Origin of the sequence: Curtobacterium sp. Arg-1 (genome assembly GCF_025643395.1) — a bacterium.
In the GTDB taxonomy this organism is placed as follows: domain Bacteria; phylum Actinomycetota; class Actinomycetes; order Actinomycetales; family Microbacteriaceae; genus Curtobacterium; species Curtobacterium poinsettiae.
In genome coordinates this window covers 2,552,474-2,579,341 of record NZ_CP095731.1, presented here as the reverse complement: position 1 = coordinate 2,579,341, position 26,868 = coordinate 2,552,474, and the positions used below count along the sequence as shown (strand labels likewise).

At 72.3% G+C, this 26,868-nt stretch carries 15 protein-coding genes, 1 tRNA gene and 1 other RNA gene; 14 read left to right on the top strand and 3 right to left on the bottom strand.

What is annotated here, in order from left to right:
• Positions 1–18 precede the first annotated feature (18 nt).
• Both MXD64_RS12125 and MXD64_RS12120 read right to left on the bottom strand, forming a co-directional pair.
• Positions 19–663, bottom strand: coding sequence for a hypothetical protein (locus MXD64_RS12125; RefSeq protein WP_259552810.1), 645 nt, complete (start codon positions 661–663; stop codon positions 19–21).
• Between the two features lie 299 nt (positions 664–962).
• Positions 963–1,047 (bottom strand) — tRNA-Ser (locus tag MXD64_RS12120).
• Between the two features lie 121 nt (positions 1,048–1,168).
• On the opposite strand from MXD64_RS12120, the gene pta reads away from it, so the two are divergent.
• Both pta and MXD64_RS12110 read left to right on the top strand, forming a co-directional pair.
• Positions 1,169–3,277 carry a phosphate acetyltransferase gene (gene pta, locus MXD64_RS12115; protein ID WP_071251863.1) on the top strand — a complete coding sequence of 703 codons (2,109 nt, stop codon included), beginning with the start codon at positions 1,169–1,171 and terminating at the stop codon, positions 3,275–3,277.
• Positions 3,278–3,326: 49 nt separating this feature from the next.
• On the top strand, positions 3,327–4,523 hold the full coding sequence (locus tag MXD64_RS12110; protein WP_259493963.1) for an acetate/propionate family kinase: 1,197 nt from the start codon (positions 3,327–3,329) through the stop codon (positions 4,521–4,523).
• Between the two features lie 587 nt (positions 4,524–5,110).
• On the opposite strand, the gene MXD64_RS12105 is transcribed toward MXD64_RS12110, so the two are convergent.
• Positions 5,111–5,785 (bottom strand): SDR family oxidoreductase, encoded by a 675-nt coding sequence (locus tag MXD64_RS12105; RefSeq protein WP_159556719.1) that lies wholly within the window; start codon positions 5,783–5,785, stop codon positions 5,111–5,113.
• 37 nt (positions 5,786–5,822) lie between these two features.
• On the opposite strand from MXD64_RS12105, the gene ffs reads away from it, so the two are divergent.
• The 12 genes from ffs to MXD64_RS12045 all read left to right on the top strand — a co-directional run bounded on the left by ffs (position 5,823) and on the right by MXD64_RS12045 (position 26,639).
• Positions 5,823–5,919, top strand: an RNA gene (ffs, locus tag MXD64_RS12100) — signal recognition particle sRNA small type.
• Positions 5,920–6,231: 312 nt separating this feature from the next.
• The gene (locus MXD64_RS12095) at positions 6,232–13,833 is read left to right on the top strand and encodes a choice-of-anchor G family protein (RefSeq protein ID WP_263136507.1); all 7,602 of its coding nucleotides are present in this window, start codon (positions 6,232–6,234) and stop codon (positions 13,831–13,833) included.
• Positions 13,834–13,997: 164 nt separating this feature from the next.
• Positions 13,998–16,832, top strand: a complete 2,835-nt coding sequence (locus MXD64_RS12090) for a DNA polymerase III subunit gamma and tau (protein WP_263136506.1) — start codon at positions 13,998–14,000, stop codon at positions 16,830–16,832.
• The gene (gene recR / locus MXD64_RS12085; protein WP_017888680.1) at positions 16,832–17,431 is read left to right on the top strand and encodes a recombination mediator RecR; all 600 of its coding nucleotides are present in this window, start codon (positions 16,832–16,834) and stop codon (positions 17,429–17,431) included. The genes MXD64_RS12090 and recR overlap by 1 nt, the downstream gene beginning before the upstream one ends.
• A gap of 116 nt (positions 17,432–17,547) precedes the next feature.
• Positions 17,548–18,813 carry an aspartate kinase gene (locus MXD64_RS12080; protein ID WP_017888681.1) on the top strand — a complete coding sequence of 422 codons (1,266 nt, stop codon included), beginning with the start codon at positions 17,548–17,550 and terminating at the stop codon, positions 18,811–18,813.
• Positions 18,814–18,856: 43 nt separating this feature from the next.
• Positions 18,857–19,909, top strand: coding sequence for an aspartate-semialdehyde dehydrogenase (locus MXD64_RS12075; protein WP_017888682.1), 1,053 nt, complete (start codon positions 18,857–18,859; stop codon positions 19,907–19,909).
• A 98-nt stretch (positions 19,910–20,007) separates the two neighbouring features.
• Positions 20,008–21,495: a malate:quinone oxidoreductase gene (locus MXD64_RS12070; RefSeq protein WP_017888683.1), complete on the top strand. Its 1,488-nt coding sequence runs from the start codon at positions 20,008–20,010 to the stop codon at positions 21,493–21,495.
• A gap of 58 nt (positions 21,496–21,553) precedes the next feature.
• Complete coding sequence (locus tag MXD64_RS12065; protein ID WP_159556711.1) at positions 21,554–22,684, top strand: Rv2578c family radical SAM protein; 1,131 nt, start codon at positions 21,554–21,556, stop codon at positions 22,682–22,684.
• 170 nt (positions 22,685–22,854) lie between these two features.
• Positions 22,855–24,075, top strand: a complete 1,221-nt coding sequence (locus tag MXD64_RS12060; protein WP_263136505.1) for a sensor histidine kinase — start codon at positions 22,855–22,857, stop codon at positions 24,073–24,075.
• Positions 24,072–25,325, top strand: a complete 1,254-nt coding sequence (locus tag MXD64_RS12055) for a hypothetical protein (RefSeq protein WP_214518742.1) — start codon at positions 24,072–24,074, stop codon at positions 25,323–25,325. The genes MXD64_RS12060 and MXD64_RS12055 overlap by 4 nt, the downstream gene beginning before the upstream one ends.
• Positions 25,312–26,013, top strand: coding sequence for a response regulator transcription factor (locus tag MXD64_RS12050; protein ID WP_040420063.1), 702 nt, complete (start codon positions 25,312–25,314; stop codon positions 26,011–26,013). The genes MXD64_RS12055 and MXD64_RS12050 overlap by 14 nt, the downstream gene beginning before the upstream one ends.
• A complete protein-coding gene (locus MXD64_RS12045; protein ID WP_017888688.1) occupies positions 26,013–26,639 on the top strand; it encodes a thymidine kinase in 627 nt (208 codons plus the stop codon). The genes MXD64_RS12050 and MXD64_RS12045 overlap by 1 nt, the downstream gene beginning before the upstream one ends.
• Positions 26,640–26,868 lie beyond the last annotated feature (229 nt).

Below are 26,868 nucleotides of genomic sequence, written 5' to 3'. Positions count from 1 at the left end.
CGTTGCCGTGCGGCTGGTTCAGGGGGCGTCGAGGCCGGCGAACTCGACGGCGAGCAGCCCGCCGACGACCAGCACGACGAGGCCGCCCACGAGCAGGAACGCCGCACGCTGCTCGTACCAGGCGCGGCTCGTCGGGTACCGCTTCGCGAAGGTGCGGACCGAGACCGGCCGAGCGTCCTCGACGACCTGCACGCCGAGCGCGTCGACCACCCGGTCGAGTCCGTCGTCGCCCCAGACGTCGGCCCGGAGCCGGAACAGGTGGGTGCCGATCCGGTCGAACGCGACGAGTTCTCGCACGGTCCGGTCCACCGACGAGCCGAACGTCGTGGCGAGGACCAGGCTGTGCACGCGGTCACGGGGGATCCGGCGGTGCGCGGTGAGCACCCCGCGGATCGTCACGCCGTCGTCGTCGATCCCGATGAACGCGGTGTGCAGCCGGACGAACACGACGCCGACGGCCGCGGCCATCGCGACGACGATGCCGGCGAAGACAGCCCAGGTGCGGAACGGGAACGAGACCCAGACCAGGGCGACGGCGAGCGGCACGGCCGAGAAGGCGATGCTCAGCGCCGTGGAGCGGACGAGCGAGCGGCGCGGGCGGAGGACCGTGTCGAAGACGGACAGGCGAACGGGCACGGCCGCCGGCACGGTGGTCTCCCCCATGGCGCGTCTCCTCGTCCCCTCAGGTGTTCCGGGCACGCTGACCAGCACGCCTTCCGAGCGACGCCCCTGCCGCTCGATGCACCGCGGTCGGCTCGTCCCGGAGCCGTTCGCTCGGCCAGCATAGGCGACCGACGGGTATCGGGGACAGCCCGTTCCACCCCTGATCAGCGTTTCCCGGCCAACGCAGGGGCACCAGGGCACGTGCTGGTCCGCCGGGTGGGGGACCACTGTGCCTGCGGAACGACGAAGGACCCGCACCGAGCCGGTGCGGGTCCTTCGTTCGTGCTGCTCGTTCGCTGCGGAGAATGGGGGATTCGAACCCCCGAGGGCTTGCACCCAACACGCTTTCCAAGCGTGCGCCATAGGCCACTAGGCGAATTCTCCTGACACCGTCTCGCGACGGCGACACCCAATGGTACAGGTTCTGCGCGGTGCTCACGACCGCGTGTCGTCGGTGCCGGTGCTCCCAGATGTCGTGACACGTCCGGCGACTACCCTGGGCGTCGTGTCGACCCGCATCTACATCACGTCAGCAGAAGGGCACACGGGCAAGAGCACCGTCGCCCTCGGTGTCCTCGAGACCCTCGCCCGGTCCGTCGGCCGCGTCGGCGTGTTCCGGCCCGTCGCCCGCTCGGTGGTCGAGCCCGACTACGTCCTCGAACTGCTGCTGCAGCACACGGCCGTCGGCATCTCCTACGACGACGCCGTCGGGGTCACCTACGACGACGTGCACGCCGACCCCGAGGCGGCGCTCGGCACCATCGTCACCCGGTTCGCCCAGGTGGAGCGGCAGTGCGACGCCGTCGTGGTGCTCGGGTCCGACTACACCGACGTGGGCAGCCCCACCGAGCTGTCCTTCAACGCGAAGGTCGCCGCGAACCTCGGCGCCCCGGTGCTCCTCGTGCTGGGTGGACGCGACGCCGCCGAGCGTGCGGCCCGCAGCCCCGAGGGCATGGCGCAGGTCGCGGACGTCACGACCAGCGAGCTGCGGGCGGCACACGCGCAGCTGTTCGGCGTCGTGGTGAACCGCGCCGACCCGGACGCCCTCGCCGCCATCGTGACGAGCGTCGAGCAGGCCGTGCACGACGACCACCCCGACGTCCCGGTGTGGGCGATCCCCGAGGACCGCGTGCTCGTCGCCCCGACGGTCCGCGCTCTGCTGCAGGCCACCGGTGCCACCCTGGTGCGCGGTGACGACGCCCTGCTCGACCGCGAGGCACTCGGCACCGTGGTCGCGGGCATGAGCATGGAGAACGTCCTGCCCCGGCTGATCGAGGGCGGCATCGTCGTGGTCCCCGGTGACCGGAGCGACGTCCTCATCGCCACGCTGCTCGCCAACCAGTCCGAGACGTTCCCGAGCCTGGCCGGCGTCATCCTGAACGGCGGGTTCGAGATCGCCCCGCAGGTGTCCCGGCTGCTCGAGGGCCTGTCGAGCTCGCTGCCGATCGCGCGGAACGACCTCGGGACGTACGACACCGCCCTGCGCATCACCCAGACCCGTGGCCGTCTGGCCGCGGACTCGCCCCGGAAGGCCGACCTGGCGCTCGCGCTGTTCGAGCAGCACGTCGACGCTGAGGCCCTGCGCGACCGCCTGCAGCTCGCCCCCTCCGGCGTCGTCACCCCGCTGATGTTCGAGCACGGCCTGCTCGACCGGGCCCGCAGCTACGGCAAGCGCATCGTCCTGCCCGAGGGCGAGGACGACCGCATCCTCCGCGCCGCCTCCACCCTGCTGCAGCGCCAGGTCTGCGACCTCACGATCCTCGGCGACCCCGCCGCCATCCGCACCCGGGCGACCGAGCTCGGCCTCGACCTCGAGGCCGCGCAGCTCGTCTCGCCGTTCGACCCCGAGCTGCGCGAACGCTTCGCCGAGGAGTACACCCGGCTCCGCGCCCACAAGGGGATGTCGATCGAGCTTGCCCGCGACACCGTCACCGACGTCTCGTACTTCGGCACGATGATGGTGCAGCTCGGGCTCGCCGACGGCATGGTCTCCGGCGCGAAGCACACCACGGCGCACACCATCCGACCGTCGTTCGAGATCATCAAGACCCGTCCGGACACCTCGATCGTGTCGAGCGTGTTCCTGATGGCGCTCGCCGACCGCGTGCTGGTCTACGGCGACTGCGCGGTGATCCCGGACCCGACGAGCGAGCAGCTCGCCGACATCGCGATCTCCTCCGCCGAGACCGCGACCCAGTTCGGCATCGACCCGCGCGTCGCCATGCTCAGCTACTCCACCGGTGACAGCGGCTCCGGCGCCGACGTCGACAAGGTGCGCGCCGGCACCGCGTTCGTGCGGGAACGCCGGCCCGACCTGCTCGTGGAGGGCCCGATCCAGTACGACGCCGCGGCCGACCCCACGGTCGCGTCGACCAAGATGCCGGACTCCCCGGTGGCCGGCCGGGCGACGGTGTTCATCTTCCCGGACCTCAACACCGGCAACAACACGTACAAGGCCGTGCAGCGTTCGGCCGGTGCCGTGGCGATCGGCCCGGTCCTGCAGGGTCTGCGCAAGCCGATCAACGACCTGTCGCGCGGCGCCCTGGTGGGCGACATCGTGAACACCGTCGCGATCACCGCGATCCAGGCCGGCACCGCGACCGACGCGGCCTGACCGCCCGACCCGCACCGCGCCTCCAGGCCCGACAGAAAGTGACCACCCCGTGACCGCAGCCCTCGTCGTCAACTCCGGCTCGAGTTCGTTCAAGTACCAGCTCATCGAGCTCGAGGACGAGCGCACGCTCGCCTCCGGCCTCGTCGAGCGCATCGGCGAATCCGCCGGGGCCTGGAAGCACACCAACGCGCTGACGGGGGAGTCGTCGTCGAACGACGCCGCGTCGGTGCCCGACCACGCGGCCGGGTTCCAGGCGATGATCGACGCGTTCGCGAAGGTCGGCCCGTCGTTCGACGAGCACCCGCCCGCAGTCGTCGGCCACCGCGTCGTCCACGGCGGCACCACCTTCGACCGCGCGACGGTCGTCACCGACCAGGTCGAGCAGCAGATCGAGGACCTCAACAGCCTCGCGCCGCTGCACAACCCCGCCAACCTCGAGGGGATCCGGGCCGCGAAGCAGGTGTTCTCGGACGTCCCGCACGTCGCCGTGTTCGACACCGCGTTCCACCAGACGATGCCGCCGCACGCCTACACGTACGCGATCCCCGCCGACCTGGCCGCCGAGTACGGGATCCGCCGCTACGGCATGCACGGCACCAGCCACAAGTACGTCTCCGAGCAGGCCGCGGAGTTCCTCGACCGGCCGCTCGCCGAGCTCAAGACGATCGTGCTGCACCTGGGCAACGGCGCCTCGGTCGCGGCGATCGACGGCGGGAAGTCCATCGAGACCTCGATGGGGCTCACCCCGCTCGAGGGGCTCGTCATGGGCACCCGCTCCGGCGACCTGGACCCCGCGGTCCTGATCCACCTGCACCGCGAGGCCGGGATGACCTTCGACGAGCTCGACACCATGCTCAACAAGCGGTCCGGCCTGCTCGGCCTGACGGGCAGCGGCGACATGCGCGACGTGCAGGACGCCGCCACCAAGGGCGACGAGCAGGCGGAGGCGGCGCTCGCCGTGTACCGCCACCGCATCCGTCGCTACGTGGGCGCCTACACGGCACAGCTCGGCGGGCTCGACGCGGTCGTGTTCACCGCAGGGGTCGGCGAGAACAACGCGCTGCTGCGGCGCCGCGTGCTCGCGGGGCTCGAGCACCTGGGCATCGAGGTCGACCCGGACCGGAACGAGCTGGCGTCGCGGGACGCCCGCCGCATCTCGACGGACAACTCGCGGGTCGCGGTGCTCGTGATCCCGACGAACGAGGAACTCGAGATCGCTCGGCAGTCGGCTGCGGTCGCGCTCTGAGGGGTGCCGTCGCGGCGTCGCGCGTCGCGACGTCGCACGTCGCGGTGTCGCGGTGTCGCGGCGGCACGGTGCGGTGTTCGTCGGCTGGTGCGGGGTTGCCTGCTGGGTGCGCGCTTGCAGCGCGGCACGGGGCGCGCAAGTCCGCACGGGTTGAGCAAGTGCGCACGGTGCGGACGGGAGGCGCGGGGCGGGCTGGCTGCGTGCCTCCCGTCCGTCGGTGGGTTGCGTCGCGGCGGCACGGTGCGGTGTTCGTGGGTGGGTGCGGGGTTGCCTGCTGGGTGCGCGCTTGTAGCGCGGCACGGGGCGCGCAAGTCCGCACGGGTTGAGTAGGTGCGCACGGTGCGGACGGGAGGCGCGGGGTGGGTTGGCTGCGTGCCTCCCGTCCGTCGGTGGGTTGCGTCGCGGCGGCACGGTGCGGTGTTCGTGGGTGGGTGCGGTGTTGGCTGCTGGGTGCGCGTTTGCGGCGCGGCACGGGGCGCGGAAGTCCGCACGGGGTGAGCAGGCGCGCACGGTGCGTGGCCCATCACCTTCGGCGAGGAGCTCGCACGGGGTGACGAAGCGCGCACGGTGCCGGCTGCACCGACGGGTCAGGTGAGGGCGTTCAGCGCCGCCGGGATCGGGGTGTCGCCACTGGTGACCTCGAACTGCACGCCGACCGCGGCATCGTCGAGCAGTGCGTGCAGGACGACGGTCGCGACGTCCGCACGGGGGATCGAGCCTCGTGGCACCGTCCGGCCGACGTCGACGGTTCCCTGCGGGGGAGTGTCCAGCAGCCCGCCGGGACGCACGATCGTCCAGCGGAGGCGTCGAGCCCGCAGGTTCGCGTCGGCCTCGGCCTTCGCCCGCAGGTAGACCTGGAACACCGCGGCGTCGTCCTGGGCGGGCACGACTGCGAGCTGGGGGTCGTAGGTGTCGGCCGCCATCGCCGAGATCATCACGTAGCGCTCGATGCCGGCACGCTCGGCGGCGTCGGCGAGCAGGATCGCGCCGTCGCGGTCGACCGTGAGCTTCCGTTCGGCGCCGCTGTTCGGTCCGGCACCGGCGGCGAAGACCACGGCATCCACCCCACGCAAGCGCAGCGCCAGGTCGTCGTCGCCGAGCTGCTCCAGGTCCGCGACGATCGCACGGGCCCCCTGTTGCTCGACATCGGCCACGTGCGCGGGGTTGCGGACGATGGCGACGGCGTCGTGGCCGGCGTCGGTGATCTGGCGGGCGAGGAGCAGGGCGATCTGGCCGTGTCCTCCGGCGATGGCGATCTTCATGTGTTCGAGTCTGCCCGTCGCGTCCGGTAGACTTCTCGGCGGCTCCTCACGTGACGCCATCCAGGCCAACTCCCCCAGGGCGGAAACGCAGCAAGGGTAACCAGGCTCTGGCGGGTGCGTGAGGAGTCTTCTTCGTTCCCGGAGGGTAACCAGGGCTGCGCTGATCTCGTGTGCGGGTGCGTGAGGAGTCTTCTTCGTTGCCGGCCTGAGCTCCGCTCCGGCCCGGCCCGGCCCGGGCCGACACCCCCCCGTTCGGGAGGGCCAGCCCACTTTTTCGGCGTCACGTGCGGACACCAACCTGATCGTGTGTAAAGATTCCGCTCAGGAATCCCCAACCAGGATTCCGACCCTCCACCGCCTCACCAGCGGAGGAGCCACCACCGCCTCACCAGCGGTGGATTCCGAGGATCAGGTGGCGGGCGTGCCCGCCAGGAAAAGAGACACGCATGCGCAGGCACGCGTCGCTGCCCGGTACCCCTGTACCCACCGCAGCGGACGAACGGACACGACGGATCACCCGCGCCGGCGGCCCAGCTCGAGGACGAGCGACGGACCACCGGCGGCTCCTCCTGCGCGGCGGCGTCGTCGCCACGGTGACGGCGCTCATCGCCGCCACCGTGGCGATCCAACCCGCTGCGGCCGCCCAGACCGACGTCGTCGAGGCTGAGGGGCTGCTGCTCAGCGGCTCCGGCATCGTCGACGCCGATGCGGTCGCCGAACTCGGCGGCGCGTACTCGGCTCGGGGCGCCACCTCGGGCGGCGGCACCACGAACCAGCCGCTCAACCTGACGGCGCTCGAGGCCGTCGGGGTCGACCTCGGCAACGACATCGACCTGCTCGGTCAGAACGGCATCCTGACCCTCGGCGTCGACGGCCAGTACGCCACGACCTCGGCGACGGGTGCGACCGCGTCGTCCGGCCTGCTCACGAACGACGGCGGCATCGGCGTCGGCACCGGGGCCGGCACCGGCGCCGGCGCCGCGACGCTCGACCTCAACCCGCTGTTCTCGCGCGTCGGTGCCGACACCACGGTGCTGTCGAACGCGCAGCTGCGGGTCGGCGCCCTGGCGTCCCGGATCCAGGCGACGCGCGGCACCACCGTCGAGACGACGACGGACTACCGGATCGCCGGCGCGGACCTCGACCTGACGAGCCCGGCGGTCGCCGGGCTCAGCACCGCGCTGCGGGCCGACCTGCGGACACTGTCGTCCTCGGTGAACTCGGCCGTCGGCGCGAACGGCGCACTCTCCGGCACCACCACCGCCCTGACCGCCGACATCCAGCGGCTGCTCCGTGGCACGGCCCTCGGCCTGGTGAACGTCAACGGCACGAACGTCACCGCGACGGTCGATCTCAACCTCGACGACACCCTGACCCGGGTCCTGCAGGAACCCCTGACCGACGGTGCCGTGACGATCACGCCGGCGACGGGCGCGATCACCGTCGACCTCGACCAGCTGACCACGTTGAACGGCCAGCCGGCGAACACGTCGGTGCTGACCGAGGCCGCAGTGGACTCGATCAACCGGAGCATCACGACGATCCTCGGTACCCAGCTGCCGACGGCGCTGCAGACCGCGGTCGTGAACACGATCAACTCGACGGCGGTCCGGGTGAACGTCACCGCGAACATCACCGCTGCCGGCCTCCCGCTCGCCGGACTCGCGCTGCGCGCGGACACCACGCTCGGCGCCCTGGCCGGCACGGCGCCAGCCACCGCCACCGTGACCGCCACCGGTGGGCCGCTCGGGCTGAACGCCCTCGGCACGCTGCTCGCCCCGGCGGTGAACACGATCGTGGTCCCGGCGCTGCAGACCATCGTGCGTCCGCTCGTCACGGGCGCCGCCCTGACGAACCTCGGCGCGACGCTCACGGCGACGACCTCGGCCGTCTCCACCCTGCTGCGCCCCGTGGTGCTGCTGCTCCGTCAGGTCGTCGACCTCACCGTGAACGCGCAGGACACCACCGGCTTCCGCGACCCCCGCGGGTACGACACCGGATCGCGGAGCGTGCACGCCCTGCGGCTCTCCGTGCTCCCCGGGGTGAACGTCGCCACCGTGGACCTCGCCACCTCGACCGTGCGCGCCACGGCGTTCGCGGCTCCGACCATCACGGCACCCACGGCCGGACAGCAGTTCCCCGTGCCGTCGGCGACCTCGACCCGCAGCGTCGACGTGAGCGGTGCCGGCGAGCCCGGTGCGACCGTGGCCGTCAGCCTCGGCGGGGACCGGACCGGCACGGCGACCGTCGCTGCCGACGGGACCTGGACGACCACCATCACCGCCGTCCCCACCGGTTCCTTCACCGCGACCGCGACCCAGACGGTCGGCGGCATCACGGCGGGCACCGCGACGCAGGACTTCTCCGTCGTCGCACAGCGCGCCCTCACGATCACCACCCCGACGACCGGTCAGACCTTCACCACCACGGGGGAGAGCGCCCCGGTCACCCTGACGGGCACCGCGACGCCGAACGCGACCATCAGCATCGACCTGGGCGGCGGCGTGACCGCGACCGGGACCGCGGACGACGCCGGCGCCTGGAGCGTCACCGTCCCCGAGGTCCCCATCGGCGACCAGACGGCGAGCGTGACGCAGACCGTCGGCGACACGACCTCGGCACCCGTGACGCGGTCCTTCCGGGTCGCTGCCGCGGCCGGCCTGACCGTCGACACCCCCACGCCGGACCAGGACTTCCCGCTCGCCGGTGACACCCGGTCCGTCCCGTTCTCCGGCAGCGCACAGGCCGGAGCCCGCGTGGACGTCGACCTCGGTGACGGCCTGACCGCCACCACCCGCGCGAACGCCGACGGCACCTGGTCGACCAGCGTGACGGACGTCCCGGCCGGGGAGTACTCGGCCGAGGTCACGCAGACCCTCGGCGGCACGACGAGCGCTGCTGTCACCCGCGACTTCACCGTCACGGCAGCGCCCGCGCTCACCATCGACGAACCGACCGACGGCAGCACCATCACCGTCGCGGACGCGACCTCGACCACCCCGGTGCGGGTGTCCGGCTCGGCCGCGCCCGACGCGCGGGTCACCGTCGGGATCGGCGGGTCCTTCACCGCCGCGGTCACCGCCGACGAGGACGGTGCCTGGACGACGACCTTCGCGGACGTCCCGGTCGGCGAGCGGACCGTCACCGCACTGCAGACCGTCGACGGCACCACCTCGGGTCCGGTGGAGTCCACCTTCACCGTCGAGGCCGGGGACCCGCTGGCGATCACAGCGCCCGAGGACGGCGACGTGGTCACCGTGCTCGACGCCGACACGACCACTGATCTCGACCTGGCCGGCACGGCCGAGGCCGGCGCCCGGGTGCGGGTCTCGCTCGGCGACGGGCTGACCGCGACCACGACGGCCGTTGACGACGGCACCTGGACGCTCACCGTTGCCGACGTCCCGGTCGGTCGGTACACGATCTCGGCGACGCAGACCGTCGGCGGGACCACCTCGCCGGCCGTCCGCCAGGTCGTCACGGTGCAGGCGGGCGCCCCGCTCGCCGTCACCGCCCCGACGCAGGATGCCACCGTCACGGTCGCCACCGACGACTCCGTCGTCGACGTCACCGTGCGGGGCACCGCGCAGCCCGGCGCCCGCATCGAGGTCGTCCTCGACGACGGCGATGCGGTGTCCACCACCGCGAACCCGCAGGGTGCCTGGTCGGTGGTCCTCGCCGACGTCGGCACCGGCGACCACACCGCGACGGTCACCCAGACCGTCGACGGCGCGACCTCGGAACCGGTCGGCCGTGACTTCGCGGTCGAGGCCGGCGACGAACTCGTCATCGTGGCACCGGGTGACGCCCAGCAGGTCCCCGCCGGCACCGGCGGGCAGGCCAACGTGGTCGTCCGCGGCACCGCGGAGCCCGGCGCGACCGTCACCGTCACGATCGACGAGGGCGACCCCGTCGAGGTCGTCACGGACACGGCCGGGAACTGGGAGCTCCCGACCACGCAGCTCGGCATCGGCGAGCACACCGTCGAGGCCGTGCAGACCGTGAACGGCACCGAGGGCCCGGTGGTCACGCGTGACTTCACCGTGGTCCCCGGCAACGCCATCGTCATCGACACCCCGGCGAGCGGCGCACGATTCGTCGTGATCGACACCGACGCCACCGCGACCGTCCGGATCACCGGCACGGCCGAGCCCGGCGCCGCGGTCACCGTCTCGGTCGGACCCGGCACCCGGTTCACCACCACGGCGGACGACGACGGGCAGTGGGCGGTCGACGCGACCGGTCTCGCCCCGAAGGGCCTGTACACGGTGTCGGCCAGCCAGGAGGTCGAGGACTTCGTGACGAGCGCCGTCCCGATCACCTTCGAGGTCGTCACGGCCAACGCGCTCACGATCACCGGCCCGGACACCGACCCGATCACGGTCGCCGGCCCCGACGTCGAGCGCGACGTCACGGTCACCGGTACCGGCCAGCCCGGTGCCGCGGTCACGGCGACCCTCGCCGGGGCCGAGGACCAGCGGACGACGGTCGGCGCCGACGGCACGTGGTCGGTCACGTTCCCCGACCTCGGGGTCGACGTGCACCAGGTCGCGGTCACCCAGACCCTGGCCGGCAGTGTCTCCGACCCGCGCACCTCCGACCCGGTCGAGCGCACGGTGACCATCGAGGCCGCCGCAGCGGTCGCCATCACCGCACCGGCCACGGACGTCGTCCTGTTCGTGCCGGATGCGGACGCGACGCGCGACGTCGTGGTCACCGGCTCGGCCGAGCCGGGCGCGCCCGTCACGGTGCGACTCGGCGACGCCGAGGCGACCACCACCGCGGACACCGACGGCGACTGGACGGTCACGTTCGGTGGGGTCGGTGTCGGCACCCCGACGCTGACCGCCAGCCAGACGGTCGGCGGCACCACCGCCTCCAGTCCGGACCAGACGGTCACGGTGCGGGCCGGAACGGCGCTCGCCATCGTGACCCCGGAGGACGGCGACGTCCTGACGGTCGCCGACACGTCCGGCACCGCCGACGTCGAGGTGACCGGTCGGGCGCAGCCCGACGCCGAGGTGACGGTCCGGCTCTCGACCGGCGAGACCGAGACGGTGACCGCGGACGAGGACGGCCGGTGGGAGACCACCTTCCGGGACGTCCCGGTCGGCGACCACCGCGTCACCGCGACGCAGATCGTCGGCGGGCAGACGTCGACGCCGGTGACCGCCGCCGTGTCGGTCCGCGCCGGAGCCCCGCTCGTCGTGTCCACCCCGCGGGGTGCCACCACCGTCACGGTGGCGGACGACGACGCCACCACCGGGGTCGACTTCGCGGGCACCGGTGAGCCGGGTGCCACCGTCACGGTCGACCTCGGCGACGGTGGGACCGCCACGGCGACCGTGGACGAGGACGGCCGCTGGTCGACCACGGTCGAGGACGTGCGGACCGGCTCGTTCACGGCCTCGGTCACGCAGACCGTGAACGGCACCACGAGTGCGGCGGTCGACCGACCGGTGTCCGTGGTCGCCGCTGCCGACCTGGTCATCCGTGAGCCCGGCGACGACCCGATCACGGTGGCCGACGGCGACGCGACGACGACCGTGACGGTCGCCGGTGACGCACAGCCGGGCGCCACCGTGACGATCACCGTCGACGACCGCGACCCCGTCGAGGTCACGGCCGGTGACGACGGCTCGTGGAGCGTCGACGTGCCGGACCTGGGCGTCGGCGAGCACACCGTCGAGGTGACGCAGACCGTGGACGGCTCGACCTCGACCACCCCGGCCGAGACGACCTTCGAGATCGAGGCGGGCGCACCCGTCGTCATCACCGAGCCGACGGCCGACCAGGAGTACACGGTCGCCGACGGGGACGGCACGACGACGGTCGACGTGGCGGGAACCGCCGAGCCGGGTGCGACCGTCGTGGTCGACCTGGGCGACGGTCGCAGCGAGTCGACCACCGCGGACGACGACGGCGCCTGGAGCGTCTCGGTCCCCGGCGTGCCGGCCGGCACCACGACCGTCAGCGTCACGCAGCGCATCGACGACACCGAGTCCGCGCCGGTGACCGTGGACGTCCGCGTCCTCGTCGCCGACCCGATCACGATCGCCACCCCGGCGGACGGGACCACGATCCGGGTCGCCCAGCGCGACTCGCTCGCGACCCTCACCGCCGCGGGTGCGGCGGAGGCCGGTGCCGAGGTCCGTGTCACGATCGACGGCGGCGACGCCGTGACCGTGACGGCGACCGACGCCGGAACGTGGAGTGTCGGGCTGCCGGACACCGCCGTCGGTGCGCACACGATCCGTGCGACCCAGACGGTGGACGGCTCGACGTCCGCGCCGGTCCGCAGCACCTTCACCGTGGCACCCGGCGCCGCGTTGACGGTCACCGCCCCGGCGGACGACACCACGTTCACCGTGCCGAGCACCGACCCCACCGCGACCGTCCCGGTCGGCGGCGCAGGCCAGCCCGGCGCGACGGTCCGCGTCGTCCTCGACGACGCCGACCCGGTCGTGGTGCGCGTCGGCACCGACGGGCGGTGGGAGACCACGCTCGTCGACGTACCGGCGGGGGACCACACGCTCGTCGTCACCCAGGTCGTCAACGGCACGACGTCCGACCCGATCGAGCGCGACGTGACGGTCGTGGTCGCCGCCGCGGACGCGATCGTCGTGACGGCCCCGGCCGACGGCGCCGACTACCGCGTGCTCGGCGGTTCGACCGACGTCCGCGTGGCCGGTACCGCGGCACCGAACGCCGCCGTCTCGGTCCGCATCGACGACGGCACCGCGGTCACCACGACCGCGGACGACGACGGTGCGTGGTCCGTGACGGTGCCGGACGTCGCCGAGGGGTCCCACACGGTCACCGCCAGCCAGACGGTCGACGGCGTCAGCACCGACGCTCCGCAGGTCGGCTTCACCGTGACGGCCGTGACGCCGGTCGTCATCTCGAGCCCGACCGACGGCCAGGCGTTCTCGACCACGGGGTCGACGACGTCGGTCCCGGTGAGCGGCACCGCCGAGCCCGGCGCGACCGTCACGGTCGACATCGACGGCCGGACCGCCTCGACGACCGCCGGCGACGACGGTTCGTGGACGGTCACGATCGGTGGCGTCCCCCTCGGGGACCACACCGTGTCGGTGACGCAGACGGTCGGCGGTCGGACCTCCGACCCGGTGACGGTCGACGTCACGGTCGTGGCCGCGCAGGCGACGGGCATCGTCATCACGAGTCCCGACCCCGGGCAGCTGATCCCGGCGGACGGCTTCGGTGACACCGGCTCGTTCACGGTGACCGGTCAGGCCACCCCCGGCGCCCCGGTGACGGTGACCCTGTCCACCGGGCAGGTCCGCACCACCACGGCCGACGACGAGGGCGCGTGGAGCGTCGTGTTCGAACGCGTCCCCGAGGGTGAGTGGACGATCGGTGCCACGCAGTCCGTGAACGGTACGGACTCGGCGGCGCCCCGGGTGCCGATCGTGGTCGACACCCTGGACCCGCTCGCGGTCACCTCGCCCATGCCGGGCGAGCAGCAGATGGCGGACGACGACGGCTTCCACGACCTCGTGGTCACGGGGACCGCTGAGCCCGCTGCGACCGTCACGGTGCAGCCGATGGGCCGGGACGCGGTCGCCACCACGGCCGACCGGGGTGGCGAGTGGGAGGTCATGGTGACGCTGCCGGTCGGCGTCCACATGCTGCGGGTCACCCAGACGGTCGGTGGCTCCACCTCGCAGGCGCAGATGGTCCGCGTCGTGGTCATGGACGACTCGGTCGACCCGGAGGAACCGGGCACGCCCGGGACCCCCGGAACGCCCGGCACCCCTGGAACGCCGGGGGCGCCCGGTCTGCCCGGTACACCGGGGACCGGCGGCGGCACGGGCACCGGCACCGGTACCGGCACCGGGAACGGCTCCGGCACCGGGATCGGTGGCTCCGGCTCCGGCTCCGGCAACGGCACCGGTGGCCTCGCCTGGACCGGCGCGGACGTCGTCCCGATCGCCGGCACCGCGGCGGGCCTGGTGGCCCTCGGGTTCCTGCTGCTGGGGCTCTCCCGCCTCGCCGGCAGCCTCCGTCGCCGCACCCGCGGCTGAGTCCGCACCCGCGTCACACACCGCGCCTCCCGCCCGTCGGCCAGACGGACGGGAGGCGCGGTGTCGTCCCGGCGCTCGGCCCGCCGCCGACGGGTGGTCCGGCCCGGCGGGACGACCTGTGGACGGGCACGCGGGTTGTCGGTCGTGACGGCTACCCTTGTCGCGTGGTCACCGCCCTGTATCGCCGTTACCGGCCCGAGAACTTCGCCGAGCTGATCGGGCAGTCGCAGGTCACCGACCCGCTCCGCACGGCGCTCCGCACGAACCGCGTCAACCACGCCTACCTGTTCAGCGGCCCCCGTGGCTGCGGCAAGACGACCTCCGCCCGCATCCTCGCGCGCTGCCTGAACTGTGCCGAAGGTCCGACGGACACCCCGTGCGGTGTCTGCCCGAGCTGCGTCGAACTCGCCCGCGACGGCAGCGGATCGCTCGACGTCATCGAGATCGACGCGGCGAGCCACAACGGTGTCGACGACGCACGTGACCTGCGCGACCGTGCCGTGTTCGCCCCGGCTCGCGACCGCTACAAGATCTTCATCCTCGACGAAGCGCACATGGTGACGCCGCAGGGCTTCAACGCGCTGCTCAAGCTGGTCGAGGAACCCCCGGAGCACGTCAAGTTCATCTTCGCGACGACCGAACCCGAGAAGGTCATCGGCACCATCCGGTCGCGCACCCACCACTACCCGTTCCGGCTCGTCCCGCCCGCGGTGATGCTCGAGTACATCGAGCAGCTCTGCACGCAGGAGTCCGTCTCCGTGGCACCCGGCGTCCTTCCCCTGGTGGTGCGCGCGGGTGGCGGGTCGGTCCGTGACACCCTGTCGCTGCTCGACCAGCTGATGGCCGGCAGCGAAGACGGTGCGATCGCCTACGAGCGTGCCGTCGCCCTGCTCGGCTACACCGACGCAGCCCTGCTCGACGACGTCGTCGACGCCCTGGCCGTCGCCGACCCGGCTTCCGCCTTCGCCGCGATCGACCGCGTCGTGCAGACCGGGCAGGATCCCCGCCGCTTCGTCGAGGACCTGCTCGAGCGCCTGCGCGACCTGATCGTCGTGGCGGCGACGAACGAGAGCGCCGCCGCCGTCCTGCGCGGCGTCTCGCCGGAAGAGCTCGACACCATGAGCCGCCAGGCCGGGGTCTTCGGTGCGACGGGGCTCTCCCGCTCCGCCGACATCGCGAACCGTGCCCTCACCGACATGACCGGTGCGACCTCGCCCCGGTTGCACCTCGAACTCATGACGGCCCGGATGCTCGTGCCCGAGGCCGACGACACCCAGCGCGGAGCCCTCGCCCGGGTGGAGCGCCTGGAACGTCGTGTCGGTGTCGGTGACGTCGGTGGACACGACGCCGGTGGGCACCAGGTCGGCGCCGGTGAGCAGTCCGCTCCGGCCGTCGCCGCTGCACCGCGTCGTGAGCAGCCGGCGGCCGCGGCTCCCGCGGCTCCCGCGGCTCCCGCAGCTCCTGCTCCCTCCCTCGCGCCGACGCCCGTTCCGGCACCGGGTGCGGCTCGCACGACGGCCCCCGAGCGTCCGGCTGCACAGCAGAGCGCGCCCCAGGCCGATTCCGGGGCCGTCGCTCGTGACGCCGCGGCGTCCTGGGCCGCGGTCGCTCCGAGCGCTCCGGAAGCGCCCGCACAGACGCCGACCTCGACCGGGGCCTCGAAGCCCCAGGACGCGAAGTCCGGGGCTGAGCCGGTCAGTCCGTCGTCCACCGGTCAGGGCACGACGATCGGCGACGAGCCCGCCGTCCGGACCGTCGGTGCCGTCGGCTTCCAGCAGATGCGTGACTCCTGGCCGCAGATCGTCGAGCACGTGCAGCACGCCAAGCGTTCGGCGTGGTCGGTGGTCGTCACGGCGCAGGTCACCGCGCTCCGCGACGACGTCCTGACGCTGACGTTCCCGAGTCAGCAGGACGTCGCTTCGTTCAAGGAGATGTCCGATCCCTCGGCCAGCGTCAGCGAACTGCTGCGCGCCGCCATCGTCGACGTGCTCGGGCTCCGCGTGAAGTTCGTCGCCCGCGGGCCGGGTCAGCAGCAGCGTCCGCAGCAGCAGCAGCAGCAGCAGCAGTCGGCTCCGGCCCAGCAACCTGCTCCGGCGCAGCAGGCTGCGCCGGCCCAGCGTCCGGCTCCCGTTGCCCAGGCCCCCGCCGCCGCGGCACCGGAGTCCCCGGCGCCGAAGTCTGCTGACGCGCCCGCGCCCGCGACAACGGCTGCTCCGGCGCCGGAGTCGCAGGCAGTGCCCGCTGCAGCTGCGGAGCCGGAAGCAGCCCCTGCGGCAGCAGCGGTACCCGAGGCTGTGTCGGAACAGCAGGCGGCGAAGGCCGCGCCGGCACCGGAGGCCGCGCCGGCCCCCGGAGCACCGACCTCGCCCGCGCCGCAGCGTGACGCGGCACCCGCCGATCCCACCCCTGCTCCCTCGGGCGCACCGGTGACCGACTGGGCGGTCGCGACGATCCCCGCCAACGACCCCACCGCCGACGCCGTCCCGGAGTCCGTCGAGCCGAGCTGGGCAGCACCGTTCGGCACCGCACCGGCGTCCGCACCGGTCGCCGCCGCCGAGACCACCACGACGGAGCCGACGCAGCCAGCAGCACCCGCGCGACCTGCTGGTGCCACGGGTGGGCAGCCCGACCAGCCGACCAGCCCGGGGCAGCAGGCGGCGTCCGGAGCGGCAGCCGTGCCTCCCGGCGGTCCCGTCGTGCCGGGCGTTCCCGTCGACGACTACCCGCTCGACGACGAACCGTACGACGACGGCGCACCGTTCCCCGACCCGGGGATCGGTCGCGGCGCGGCGACCGCAGCCGCCGCGCCGGCGACCCCGGCGCAGCAGGCCGCGCCGCAGCGCGCGTCCCAGCCGTCGGCACCTGCCGCCGCTGCTCCGCGCACCGCGCCGCCCGCGCGCCGCGCGCCGGTCGCGGGTCGGTACGGCGAGGCGGTCGTGCGTGAGATCCTCAACGCTCAGTTCATCGAGGAGACCGCCCTCCACCAGGACGGTGCCTGATGTACGACGGGATCGTCCAGGACCTCATCGACGAGTTCGGCCGCCTGCCCGGCATCGGCCCGAAGTCGGCGCAGCGCATCGCCTTCCACATCCTGCAGACCGAGTCGTTCGACCCGAGCCGACTGTCCGAGCTGCTCGCCGACGTCAAGGAGCGGGTCCGCTTCTGCGAGATCTGCGGCAACGTCACCGAGAACGTGCAGTGCAGCATCTGCCGTGACCCGCGTCGTTCGCCCGCCACCATCTGCGTGGTGGAAGAGGCGAAGGACGTCGCGGCGATCGAGCGGACCCGCGAGTTCCGCGGGCTGTACCACGTGCTCGGCGGGGCGATCAGCCCGATCGACGGCATCGGCCCGGACGACCTGCGCATCCAGCAGCTCATGACGCGCCTGGCCGACGGCACCGTGGCCGAGGTCATCATCGCGACCGACCCCAACCTCGAGGGCGAGGCGACGGCGACCTACCTCAGCCGGCTGCTCGTCCCGATGGGCATCCGCACCACGCGGCTCGCGTCGGGGTTGCCGGTCGGTGGCGACCTGGAGTACGCCGACGAGGTCACGCTCGGTCGTGCCTTCGAAGGCCGCCGCGTCGTCGGCGGCTGACCCCCACGCAGGATCCTTGCGTCGGGGCCCACTCGCACGCAACATCCCCGAAACACCCTCTACCATTGTGAGACCGCGTGACCTCGCGGTGTCGCCGTCTCCGGGAGTACCAGCCAGTGGCCTTGATCGTGCAGAAGTTCGGTGGTTCATCCGTCGCGGACGCCGAGAGCATCAAGCGCGTGGCGAAGCGGATCGTCGAGACGAAGAAGGCCGGCAACGACGTGGTCGTGGCGGTGTCGGCGATGGGCGACACCACCGACGAACTCGTCGACCTGGCGCACTCCGTCACGCCGATCCCCGCCGGCCGTGAACTCGACATGCTCCTGACCGCGGGGGAGCGCATCTCGATGGCGCTGCTCGCGATGGCGATCAAGAGCCTCGGGGTCGAAGCGTCGTCGTACACCGGCAGCCAGGCCGGCATGCTCACCGACGCCCAGCACGGCAAGGCCCGCATCGTCGACGTCACCCCGAAGCGCGTGCGTGAGGCGCTCGACTCCGGCCACGTCGCGATCGTCGCCGGGTTCCAGGGCTTCAACCGCACCACGGGCGAGATCACCACGCTCGGCCGCGGCGGCTCCGACACCACGGCCGTCGCCCTCGCCGCAGCGCTCGACGCCGACGTCTGCGAGATCTACACCGACGTCGACGGCATCTTCACCGCCGACCCCCGTGTCGTGCCGAAGGCCCGCAAGGTCGACCGCGTCACCAGCGAAGAGATGCTCGAGCTCGCAGCCTCGGGTGCCAAGGTCCTGTACATCCGCGCCGTCGAGTACGCCCGTCGGCACGGGGTCACGCTGCACGTCCGGTCCTCGTTCAACAACAACGAGGGCACCATCGTCTACAACCCTGCCGAGGGGGAAACCGTGGAAGAACCGATCATCACCGGGATCGCCGGAGACCTCTCCGAGGGGAAGATCACCGTCGTGGGGGTCCCGGACCAGCCGGGCAAGGCCGCCGAGATCTTCACCAACGTCGCGCGCGCCGGGGCGAACATCGACATGATCGTCCAGAACGTGTCGGCTGCGTCGACCGGGCGGACGGACATCTCGTTCACCCTGCCGAAGGACCAGGGCCAGACGGTGCTGACGGCACTCGAGGTCGCGAAGGCCGACATCGGCTACGAGAGCATCCAGTACGACGACCAGATCGGCAAGCTCGCCCTGGTCGGCGCTGGGATGCGCACGAACGCCGGTGTCTCGGCGCAGCTCTTCCGCGCCCTGCACGACGCGTCGATCAACATCGAGATGATCTCCACGTCCGAGATCCGCATCTCGGTCGTGACCCGCGCCGACACCCTGAACGAGGCGATGCGGGTCGTGCACAGCGCGTTCGGCCTCGACGCCGACGCCGAGGCCGTCGTCTACGCCGGCACCGGCCGCTGACACCCGCCGGCTCGTTGATCCGCTGAACCACCAGGAGCACCGCATGACCACCCTCACCGTCGCCGTCGTCGGCGCCACCGGCCAGGTCGGCGCCGTGATGCGCCGCCTGCTCGAGGAGCGCGCGTTCCCGGCCGACCGGGTCCGCTTCTTCGCGAGCGCTCGTTCCGCCGGCACGACGCTGCCGTTCCGCGGCGAGCAGATCGTGGTCGAGGACTCCGAGCTCGCCGACCCGTCCGGCATCGACATCGCGCTGTTCTCCGCCGGGGCCACCGCCTCGCGGGCCCTCGCGCCGAAGTTCGCCGCCGCCGGGGCGCTCGTCGTCGACAACTCGAGCGCCTGGCGCATGGACCCCGACGTCCCGCTCGTCGTGAGCGAGGTGAACCCGCACGCCATCGACCAGGCGCCCAAGGGCATCATCGCGAACCCGAACTGCACGACCATGGCGATCATGCCGGTGCTCAAGGTGCTCGACACCGAGTCCGGGCTCCGTCGCCTCGTCGCCACGACCTACCAGGCGGTCTCCGGCTCCGGGCTCGCCGGCGTCGAGGAACTCCTGGGCCAGGCGAAGGCCGCCCTCGAGCAGGACACCGCTGCGCTGACGCACGACGGATCCGCCGTGACGTTCCCCGAGCCGGTCAAGTACGTCCGCCCGATCGCGTTCGACGTCGTGCCGCTCGCCGGCAGCATCGTCGAGGACGGTCTGGGCGAGACCGACGAGGAGAAGAAGCTCCGCAACGAGAGCCGGAAGATCCTCGAGCTCCCCGACCTGCTCGTCGCGGGCACGTGCGTGCGCGTCCCCGTGTTCACCGGTCACTCCATCTCGGTGCACGCCGAGTTCGAGCGTCCGCTGTCGCCCGAGCGCGCGACCGAGATCCTGTCGAGCGCGCCCGGCGTCGAGCTGTCCGACGTCCCGACCCCGCTGCAGGCCGCGGGCCAGGACCCGGCGTTCGTCGGCCGCATCCGCGCCGACCAGTCCGCGCCCGAGGGCCGCGGCCTGGTGCTGTTCGTCAGCAACGACAACCTGCGCAAGGGCGCCGCGCTCAACGCGGTGCAGATCGCCGAGACCATCGTCGCGCGTCGCTCCGTCGACGCGTAGCGCGCGCCGAGCGCGACCAGCAGACGGACGGGAGGCCCGTGGCGACACCGCCACGGGCCTCCCGTCCGTCTGTCGGGGGACGCCGGTAGGATCGACGGGTGGCAGAGAAGCAGGTGGACCCCATCGACGTCGTCCTGATCGGCGGAGGCATCATGAGTGCCACGCTCGGGGCCATCATCCACAAGCTCGAACCGAGCTGGAAGATCCGCGTGTACGAGCGGCTCGGCACGGTCGCGCAGGAGTCCTCGAACCCGTGGAACAACGCGGGGACCGGGCACTCGGCGCTGTGCGAGCTGAACTACACGCCCGAACTGCCGGACGGCCGCGTCGACATCGCGAAGGCGGTCACGGTCAACGAACAGTTCCAGGTCTCGCGACAGTTCTGGGCGCACCTGGTCGAGACCGGCGTGCTGCCGGAACCGACGAACTTCATCAACCCGACGCCGCACATCTCCTTCGTCTGGGGCGAGGCCAACGTCGCCTACATGCGTGCGCGGTACGAAGCGATGCGCGACCACCCGCTCTTCGCCGGCATCGAGTTCTCCGACGACCCCGCACAGATCCGGCAGTGGGCACCGGCGCTCATCCCCGGTCGCAAGAAGGACCAGCCGATCGCTGCGACGTACTCAGCGGCCGGCTCGGACGTCGACTTCGGGTCGCTCACCCACCAGCTCTTCGACCAGCTCGAGCTCGACGGCGTCGAGATGGAGCCCTCGCACCAGGTCACCAACCTGACCCGCTCGAAGGTGTCCGAGGGCTGGGTGCTCAACGTCCGCAACGAGATCGGTCGGTCGACGCAGCGGATCGCCGCGAAGTTCGTCTTCGTCGGCGCCGGTGGTGGCGCCCTGCACCTGCTGCAGAAGTCCGGCATCCCCGAGATCCGCGGCTACGGCGGTTTCCCGGTCTCGGGGGAGTTCCTGCGGACCGACGACCCCGAGGTGGTGCAGAAGCACTCGGCCAAGGTCTACGGCAAGGCGAGCGTCGGTGCTCCGCCGATGTCGGTGCCGCACCTCGACACCCGCATCGTCGACGGTGGTTCGTCGCTGATGTTCGGCCCGTACGCCGGGTTCAGCCCGAAGTTCCTGAAGCAGGGATCGGTGCTCGACCTGTTCCGCTCGATCCGACCGCACAACCTCCGCCCGATGCTGAGCGTGGCGTTCTCGAACTTCGACCTGGTCCGCTACCTGGTCGGTCAGCTCCTCGCCTCGAAGCGCACCAAGTTCGAGGCGCTCCGTGACTTCATGCCGAGCGCCGAGCCCGAGAACTGGCACCGCATCACGGCTGGACAGCGCGTCCAGGTGATCAAGCCCGACAAGGACAAGGGCGGCGTGCTGCAGTTCGGCACCGAGGTCATCACCGCCGCCGACGGCTCCATCGCGGGGCTGCTCGGGGCGTCACCGGGTGCGTCGACGGCCGTGCCGATCATGCTCACGATGCTGCACCGGTGCTTCCCCGACCGGTGGGACGGCTGGCAGGACGACGTCCGCGCCATGGTGCCGACGTACGGGCAGGACCTCGGTGACGACCCGGAGCTGGCCGACGCCACGCTCGAGCGCACGGCGAAGGTGCTCGGCCTGCACCACTGAGGCCTGCAGCGATCCGCTCCGGCTTGCAGTCCGTTCGAACGTGTGTTCGAATGACGACATGCGGTGGAGTGGACAGGCGATCGACGCGGAGCAGAGCGACGCGCTGCCCGGGATGGAATCGAACAGCGGGTTCGTCCGGAGCGTGACGACGCCCGAGTTCGCCGGGGTGACCTTCCACGAGGTCCTGGCGAAGAGCGCCCTGAACCGGGTGCCGAGCGCAGACGGGTCCGGCACGTACGGCTGGACGATCAACCCCTACCGCGGGTGCAGCCACGCCTGCGTGTACTGCTTCGCCCGCCCGACGCACACGTACCTGGAGTTCGACGGCGGCGCCGACTTCGACCAGCAGATCGTGGTGAAGACGAACGTCGCCGACGTGCTGCGTCGTGAGCTCGGCAAGCCCACGTGGGACCGCCACCCGGTGGCCCTCGGCACGAACACCGACCCGTACCAGCGGGCCGAGGGACGCTACCGGCTGATGCCCGGGGTGATCGAGGCGCTGGCGGAGTCGCGCACTCCGTTCAGCATCCTGACGAAGGGCACGCTGCTGCGGCGCGACCTGCCGCTCCTGGCCGAGGCGGCGAAGGTCGTGCCGGTGGACCTCGCGATGTCGATCGCCGTGTACGACGACTCGTTGCAGCAGTCGGTCGAGGCGGGCACCCCGACGACGTCGGCGCGGCTCGCGACCGTGCGTGCCATCCGTGACGCGGGGCTCGACTGCTCCGTGTTCCTGATGCCCGTGCTGCCGTACATCACCGACACCCGGGCGCACCTCGACGACGCCGTCGGTCGGTCGGTCGCGGCCGGAGCGACGAGCATCACGTACTCGGCGCTGCACCTGCGGCCGGGTGTGAAGCCGTGGTGGTTCGAGTGGCTCGGCCGTGAACGGCCCGACCTGGTGCAGCGGTACCGCGCGATGTACCTCGACAACACCTACGCACCCAAGGACTACCGGCGGTGGTTGTCGGAGCGCATCCGGCCGATCCTGGCGGCGCACGGGGTGGGGCTCGGGCGGGTGGACCCGGCCACGGGGTCGATGGGGTTCTCGGGGCCGCGTGCGCTGCCGCCGGGTGTGCCGGACGGCCCGCCGCAGGAGCAGTCGGTGCCGACGGTCTCGCCGCTGAAGCGTGCCGACCCCGGGTTCGACCGACGGTCGCTCCGGCCCCAGGTGTCGCAGACGCTCTTCTGATCGGTCATCCGCCGGGCGCTGGCCGGTCCACGTTCGGGGGACAGCAAGACCCGGGGTCGGGTGGCTATCATCGAGCGGGTCGCCGTACGGCCCGGGTTTCGGGGTACACGGCCGCTGCTCCGGTGGTTGGATCGTGGACGGCGCCCTCGCCACCCGGAAGGACTCACCTCGTGCTCGGCATCCCCACGCACCTCGCGCCGCGAGTGAACGCGTGGTCGACCGTGCGCGCCTTCCACGCCGGCGCCGTCGGGTCCCTGCTGGCCGCGGTGATCACGCTCGTGCTCTACGGCCTGTCCGAGCCCGGGGTGCAGGTGGTCGGCACCGCGCTGGCGGTCGTCCCCATGCTCGCCATGATCGGCGTGCACGTGCAGTTCGGCACCCGGTTCTCGGCGATCGCGTTCCTGGCGGTCGGCGGCGTCTGCGCCTGGTGGTTCGCCGTCGGGGTCCAGCAGCAGGTCCCGACCGGCTGGGTGACCTCGTACCTGATGTCCCTCGCGGTGATCCCGCTCATCCTGGTCGGGGGAGCCGGTGCCGTGCCGCGCCGCGTCGTGCTGTGGTCCTTCGTGGGCTTCCTGACCGGGCGACTCGCCACCTGGATCGCCATCGCGCAGGACGGTGCGCCGCCCCGGCCGCTCATCCTGGCCTGGATCACCCTGGGCTTCGTGGTCTCGCTCGTGCTCTTCACGACTCGCAGCACGGGACGGAGCGAACGGGTGCAGCCCGAGCTCCTGCGCTCGGCCCGCGAAGAGCACGTCTCCGCCTACCGTGCCGGGGTCGAGGCCGAGGCGTCCGCGATCCTGCACGACACGGTGCTCAACCACCTCGGTGCCATCGCGCTGGCACCGGACGGTCCGATGGACCCGCACCTCGCCGAGACCGTCGACGCGGACGTCGCGGTGCTCACCGGCAAGGGCTGGCTCGCCCCGGCCGCCCGTCCGCGCCCGGGTGCGGCGGCCGAGACGTTCGGCAGCATGGTCGACGAGCACCGTGCGCTCGGACTCGACGTCACCGTGTCCGGTGACACCTCGGCGCTCGACCGCCTCGACCAACGCGCACTGTCGGCGATCGTCCGGGCCGTCGCGCAGTGCCTGGCGAACGTGCGGAAGCACGCCGGCACCGACGCAGCCGAGGTCAGCGTGTTCGACGACAGTGCGTCCTGCACCGTCATGGTCGTGGACGACGGTCGTGGGTTCGACGAAGACGCCACCGGCGCCGACCGGATGGGGCTCCGCGGGTCGGTCCGCGACCGCATCGGACGGGTCGGGGGTGACGTCCAGATCTGGTCGTCGCCGGGTTCCGGGACGAGCGTGATGATGACGGTGCCGTACGTGCCGGTCACCGGTGCCGTCACCGTGCCGGCCGCCGCCGACGACCGAGGGGCTGTGCGGTGACCGCGGTCCGTCCGGGCCGGGCGACCCGCCCTGGTCCCCGCCGCACCGCGCAGCAGTACGACCCGCTCGGCGCGATGGGGTCCCGCCCGCTCGTCGTCGTGCTCGGGGCGGGCAGCGTCGTCTGGGCCCTGCTCGTGTCGATCTTCGACCGCGACGTCGTGGGCAGCCCCACGCTGAGCGCCCTCACGGTGCTGCTCGTCGCGGCCTCGGCGGTGGTGGTGTTCACCGCCTCGAGTCCGTTCCGCGCGCCGTTCCCCCGTTGGGCCTTCATCGCACACGTCGGGTTGCTCGGCCTGGCCTCGGTCGCGAGCATCGCCGCGCAGTGGGGGCCGGACCGCAGCGCCCTGAACGACTTCATGTCCCTGCTCACCGCGACGGGCATCGTGATGGTCGCCCCGTACCGACCGTGGACCGACCTGACGATCGGCGGGCTCGTGCTGGCCGCGGTGAACGCCGTCGCCTGGGGGGCGGGCGCAGCGGAGTTCCCGCACGAGGTGCCGGTCGCCGTCGCGGCGTTCCTGGCCGCGGCCCCGACACTCGTGCTGACCGCTGCTGCGGCGGTGTTCGCACGGACCTTCGCGGGGCTCGCCGAGCGGGTGCAGATCCGTGCCGGGTCGTACTCCGTCGCTCGCGCCGAGCGGGACGGCATCGCGGCGAGCGTGCAGCAGGACCGTTCGACCATCCTGTCCCGTGACGTCGCCCCGTTCTTCGCCGAGCTCCGCACGCGCGACGTCATCACCGACGCCGACCGTGCCCGTGCGCGTGCGATCGCCGACGGCATCCGGGCGTCGATGGTCGCCGACGCGGACCGCACCTGGTTCGAGCTCGCCGTCCGGGTGGACGGCGGTGCAGCACCGCTGGTCGACGACCCCGACGGCCTCATCGCGACGCTCGACACCGACCAGCGGACGGTGGTCCGCACCTTCGTCCGAGCGGCCCTGCGCGCCTCGACGGTCGACCCCGCCGGGTTCCGGACGACGGTGCGACGAGCCGACGCTGCGTCAGGCTCCGCGTCAGGCCCCGCGTCAGGCCCCGCGTCGGGCCCCGCGTCGCCGGCTGGCGCGCCGACGCCGGCCACGCCACCAGCCCGCGTGGAGGTCGTGATGGAGCTCGCCGTCGCGGACTCCGACATCGGCATCCACCGCACCTTCGACCCGTACTTCGCCGTCCTCCGCGTGACGTTCCCCGACCTCGACGTCGCAGTCCGTCCTTCCGCCCTCGCACTAAGGTTCTCCTATGACCAGCACTGACCCGAACAGGCTCTCGGAGGGGTCGCCGTCCCTCCCGAACCCGGGAGCACGACGTGTTCGGTTGGCCATCCTCGACGACCACGAGGTGCTGCTGGACAGCCTGTCGAGCTGGATCGCGGTGAACGCGTTCGACTTCGACCTGGCCCTGACCGCGCACACCTGGCTCGAGATGGTCCACAGTGACAGCTTCCCGACCGACCTGGTGTTCCTCGACTTCCAGCTCAAGGAACCCGTCTCCATCGAAGCCCGCGTGCGCACCTGCCGTGCCGCCGGGGCGAAGGTGATCGTGCTCTCGAGCGTCGACAGCCGTGAGTCCCGCGACCGCGCCCTGGCCGCCGGCGCCGCGGCGTTCCTGTCGAAGTCGCTGCCGATGCGCGAGGTCATGGACGTCGCGCGCGAGATCATGGGCGTCGCCCGCGAGACCCCGCAGCCCCGCGAGTGGCGTCCGCTGCCGACGGGGGCCACCGCGCACCAGCGGCCGAAGCTCAGCGCCGGTGAGGAAGAGGCGCTGCGGCTCTACGTGTCCGGCTACTCGACGAACGAGGTCGCCGCGCAGATGAACGTGCAGTACGAGACCGCGAAGACCTACCTGCGTCGCGTGCGCGAGAAGTACAGCAAGGTGGGCCGCCCCGCCTCGAAGAAGTCCGACCTCATCCGTCGGGCCGCCGAGGACGGGTTCCTCGCGTAGTGGCGAAGCTCTACTTCCGCTACGGCGCGATGAACAGCGGCAAGAGCACGGGCTTGCTGCAGGCCGCCTACAACTACGAGGAGCGCGGGCACCGGGTGCTGCTCGCCAAGCCGGCGGTGGACACCAAGGGCGACCGTGAGATCGTCTCCCGCCTCGGCGTCACCCGGACCGTCGACATCGTGTTCTCGCCGGATGCCGACGTCCGCGACGCCGTCACCGCCGCCGGAGCCGTCGACCCCGAGTCGGACCGCCTGGACGGCATGGTGCGTCCGGTCAGCTGCGTGCTCGTCGACGAGGCGCAGTTCCTCACCCCGCGCCAGGTCGACGACCTGCTGCGCATCGCGGTCCTCGACCAGGTCCCCGTGATCACCTACGGCATCCGCACGGACTTCCGCACCGAGGCGTTCCCCGGCAGCGCCCGCCTGCTCGAGGTCGCGCACTCCCTCGAAGAGCTCAAGACGATCTGCCGCTGTGGCCGCAAGGCGGTCTTCAACGCCCGCACGGTCGACGGCCGCTTCGTCTTCGACGGCTCCCAGGTCGCGATCGACGGTGTCGACGTCGCCTACGAGTCGCTCTGCGCCAACTGCTACCTGACGGAGTCCGGCGGCCGCCTCGACGGCGCCTGACCGCTCGTGCCGGCTGGCGACGACACGAGGTCGGATTCGTCGAGTGGTCGCGTCCCGTCGATGATGCGCCCTGATCGTGTCCACTTGCCGGTCACGACACCCCGCTTGGGTTCGCCGCGCGGTCACGCCGCGTCGGCGGTGCGCCCGTCGAGCGACCGTCCGTGACCGGTCCGAAAGGCGCGCGCGGCACGTCGTGACCGCTCGGCGTCCGAGACGGAACCGAAGGCCG

Coding starts and splice junctions, on each gene's coding strand:
- MXD64_RS12125 (WP_259552810.1), bottom strand. CDS start 663: ATGGGGGAGACCACCGTGCCGGCGGCCGTGCCCGTTCGCCTGTCCGTC.
- MXD64_RS12105 (WP_159556719.1), bottom strand. CDS start 5,785: ATGAAGATCGCCATCGCCGGAGGACACGGCCAGATCGCCCTGCTCCTC.
- MXD64_RS12095 (WP_263136507.1), top strand. CDS start 6,232: ATGCGCAGGCACGCGTCGCTGCCCGGTACCCCTGTACCCACCGCAGCG.
- recR (WP_017888680.1), top strand. CDS start 16,832: ATGTACGACGGGATCGTCCAGGACCTCATCGACGAGTTCGGCCGCCTG.
- MXD64_RS12075 (WP_017888682.1), top strand. CDS start 18,857: ATGACCACCCTCACCGTCGCCGTCGTCGGCGCCACCGGCCAGGTCGGC.
- MXD64_RS12065 (WP_159556711.1), top strand. CDS start 21,554: ATGCGGTGGAGTGGACAGGCGATCGACGCGGAGCAGAGCGACGCGCTG.
- MXD64_RS12050 (WP_040420063.1), top strand. CDS start 25,312: ATGACCAGCACTGACCCGAACAGGCTCTCGGAGGGGTCGCCGTCCCTC.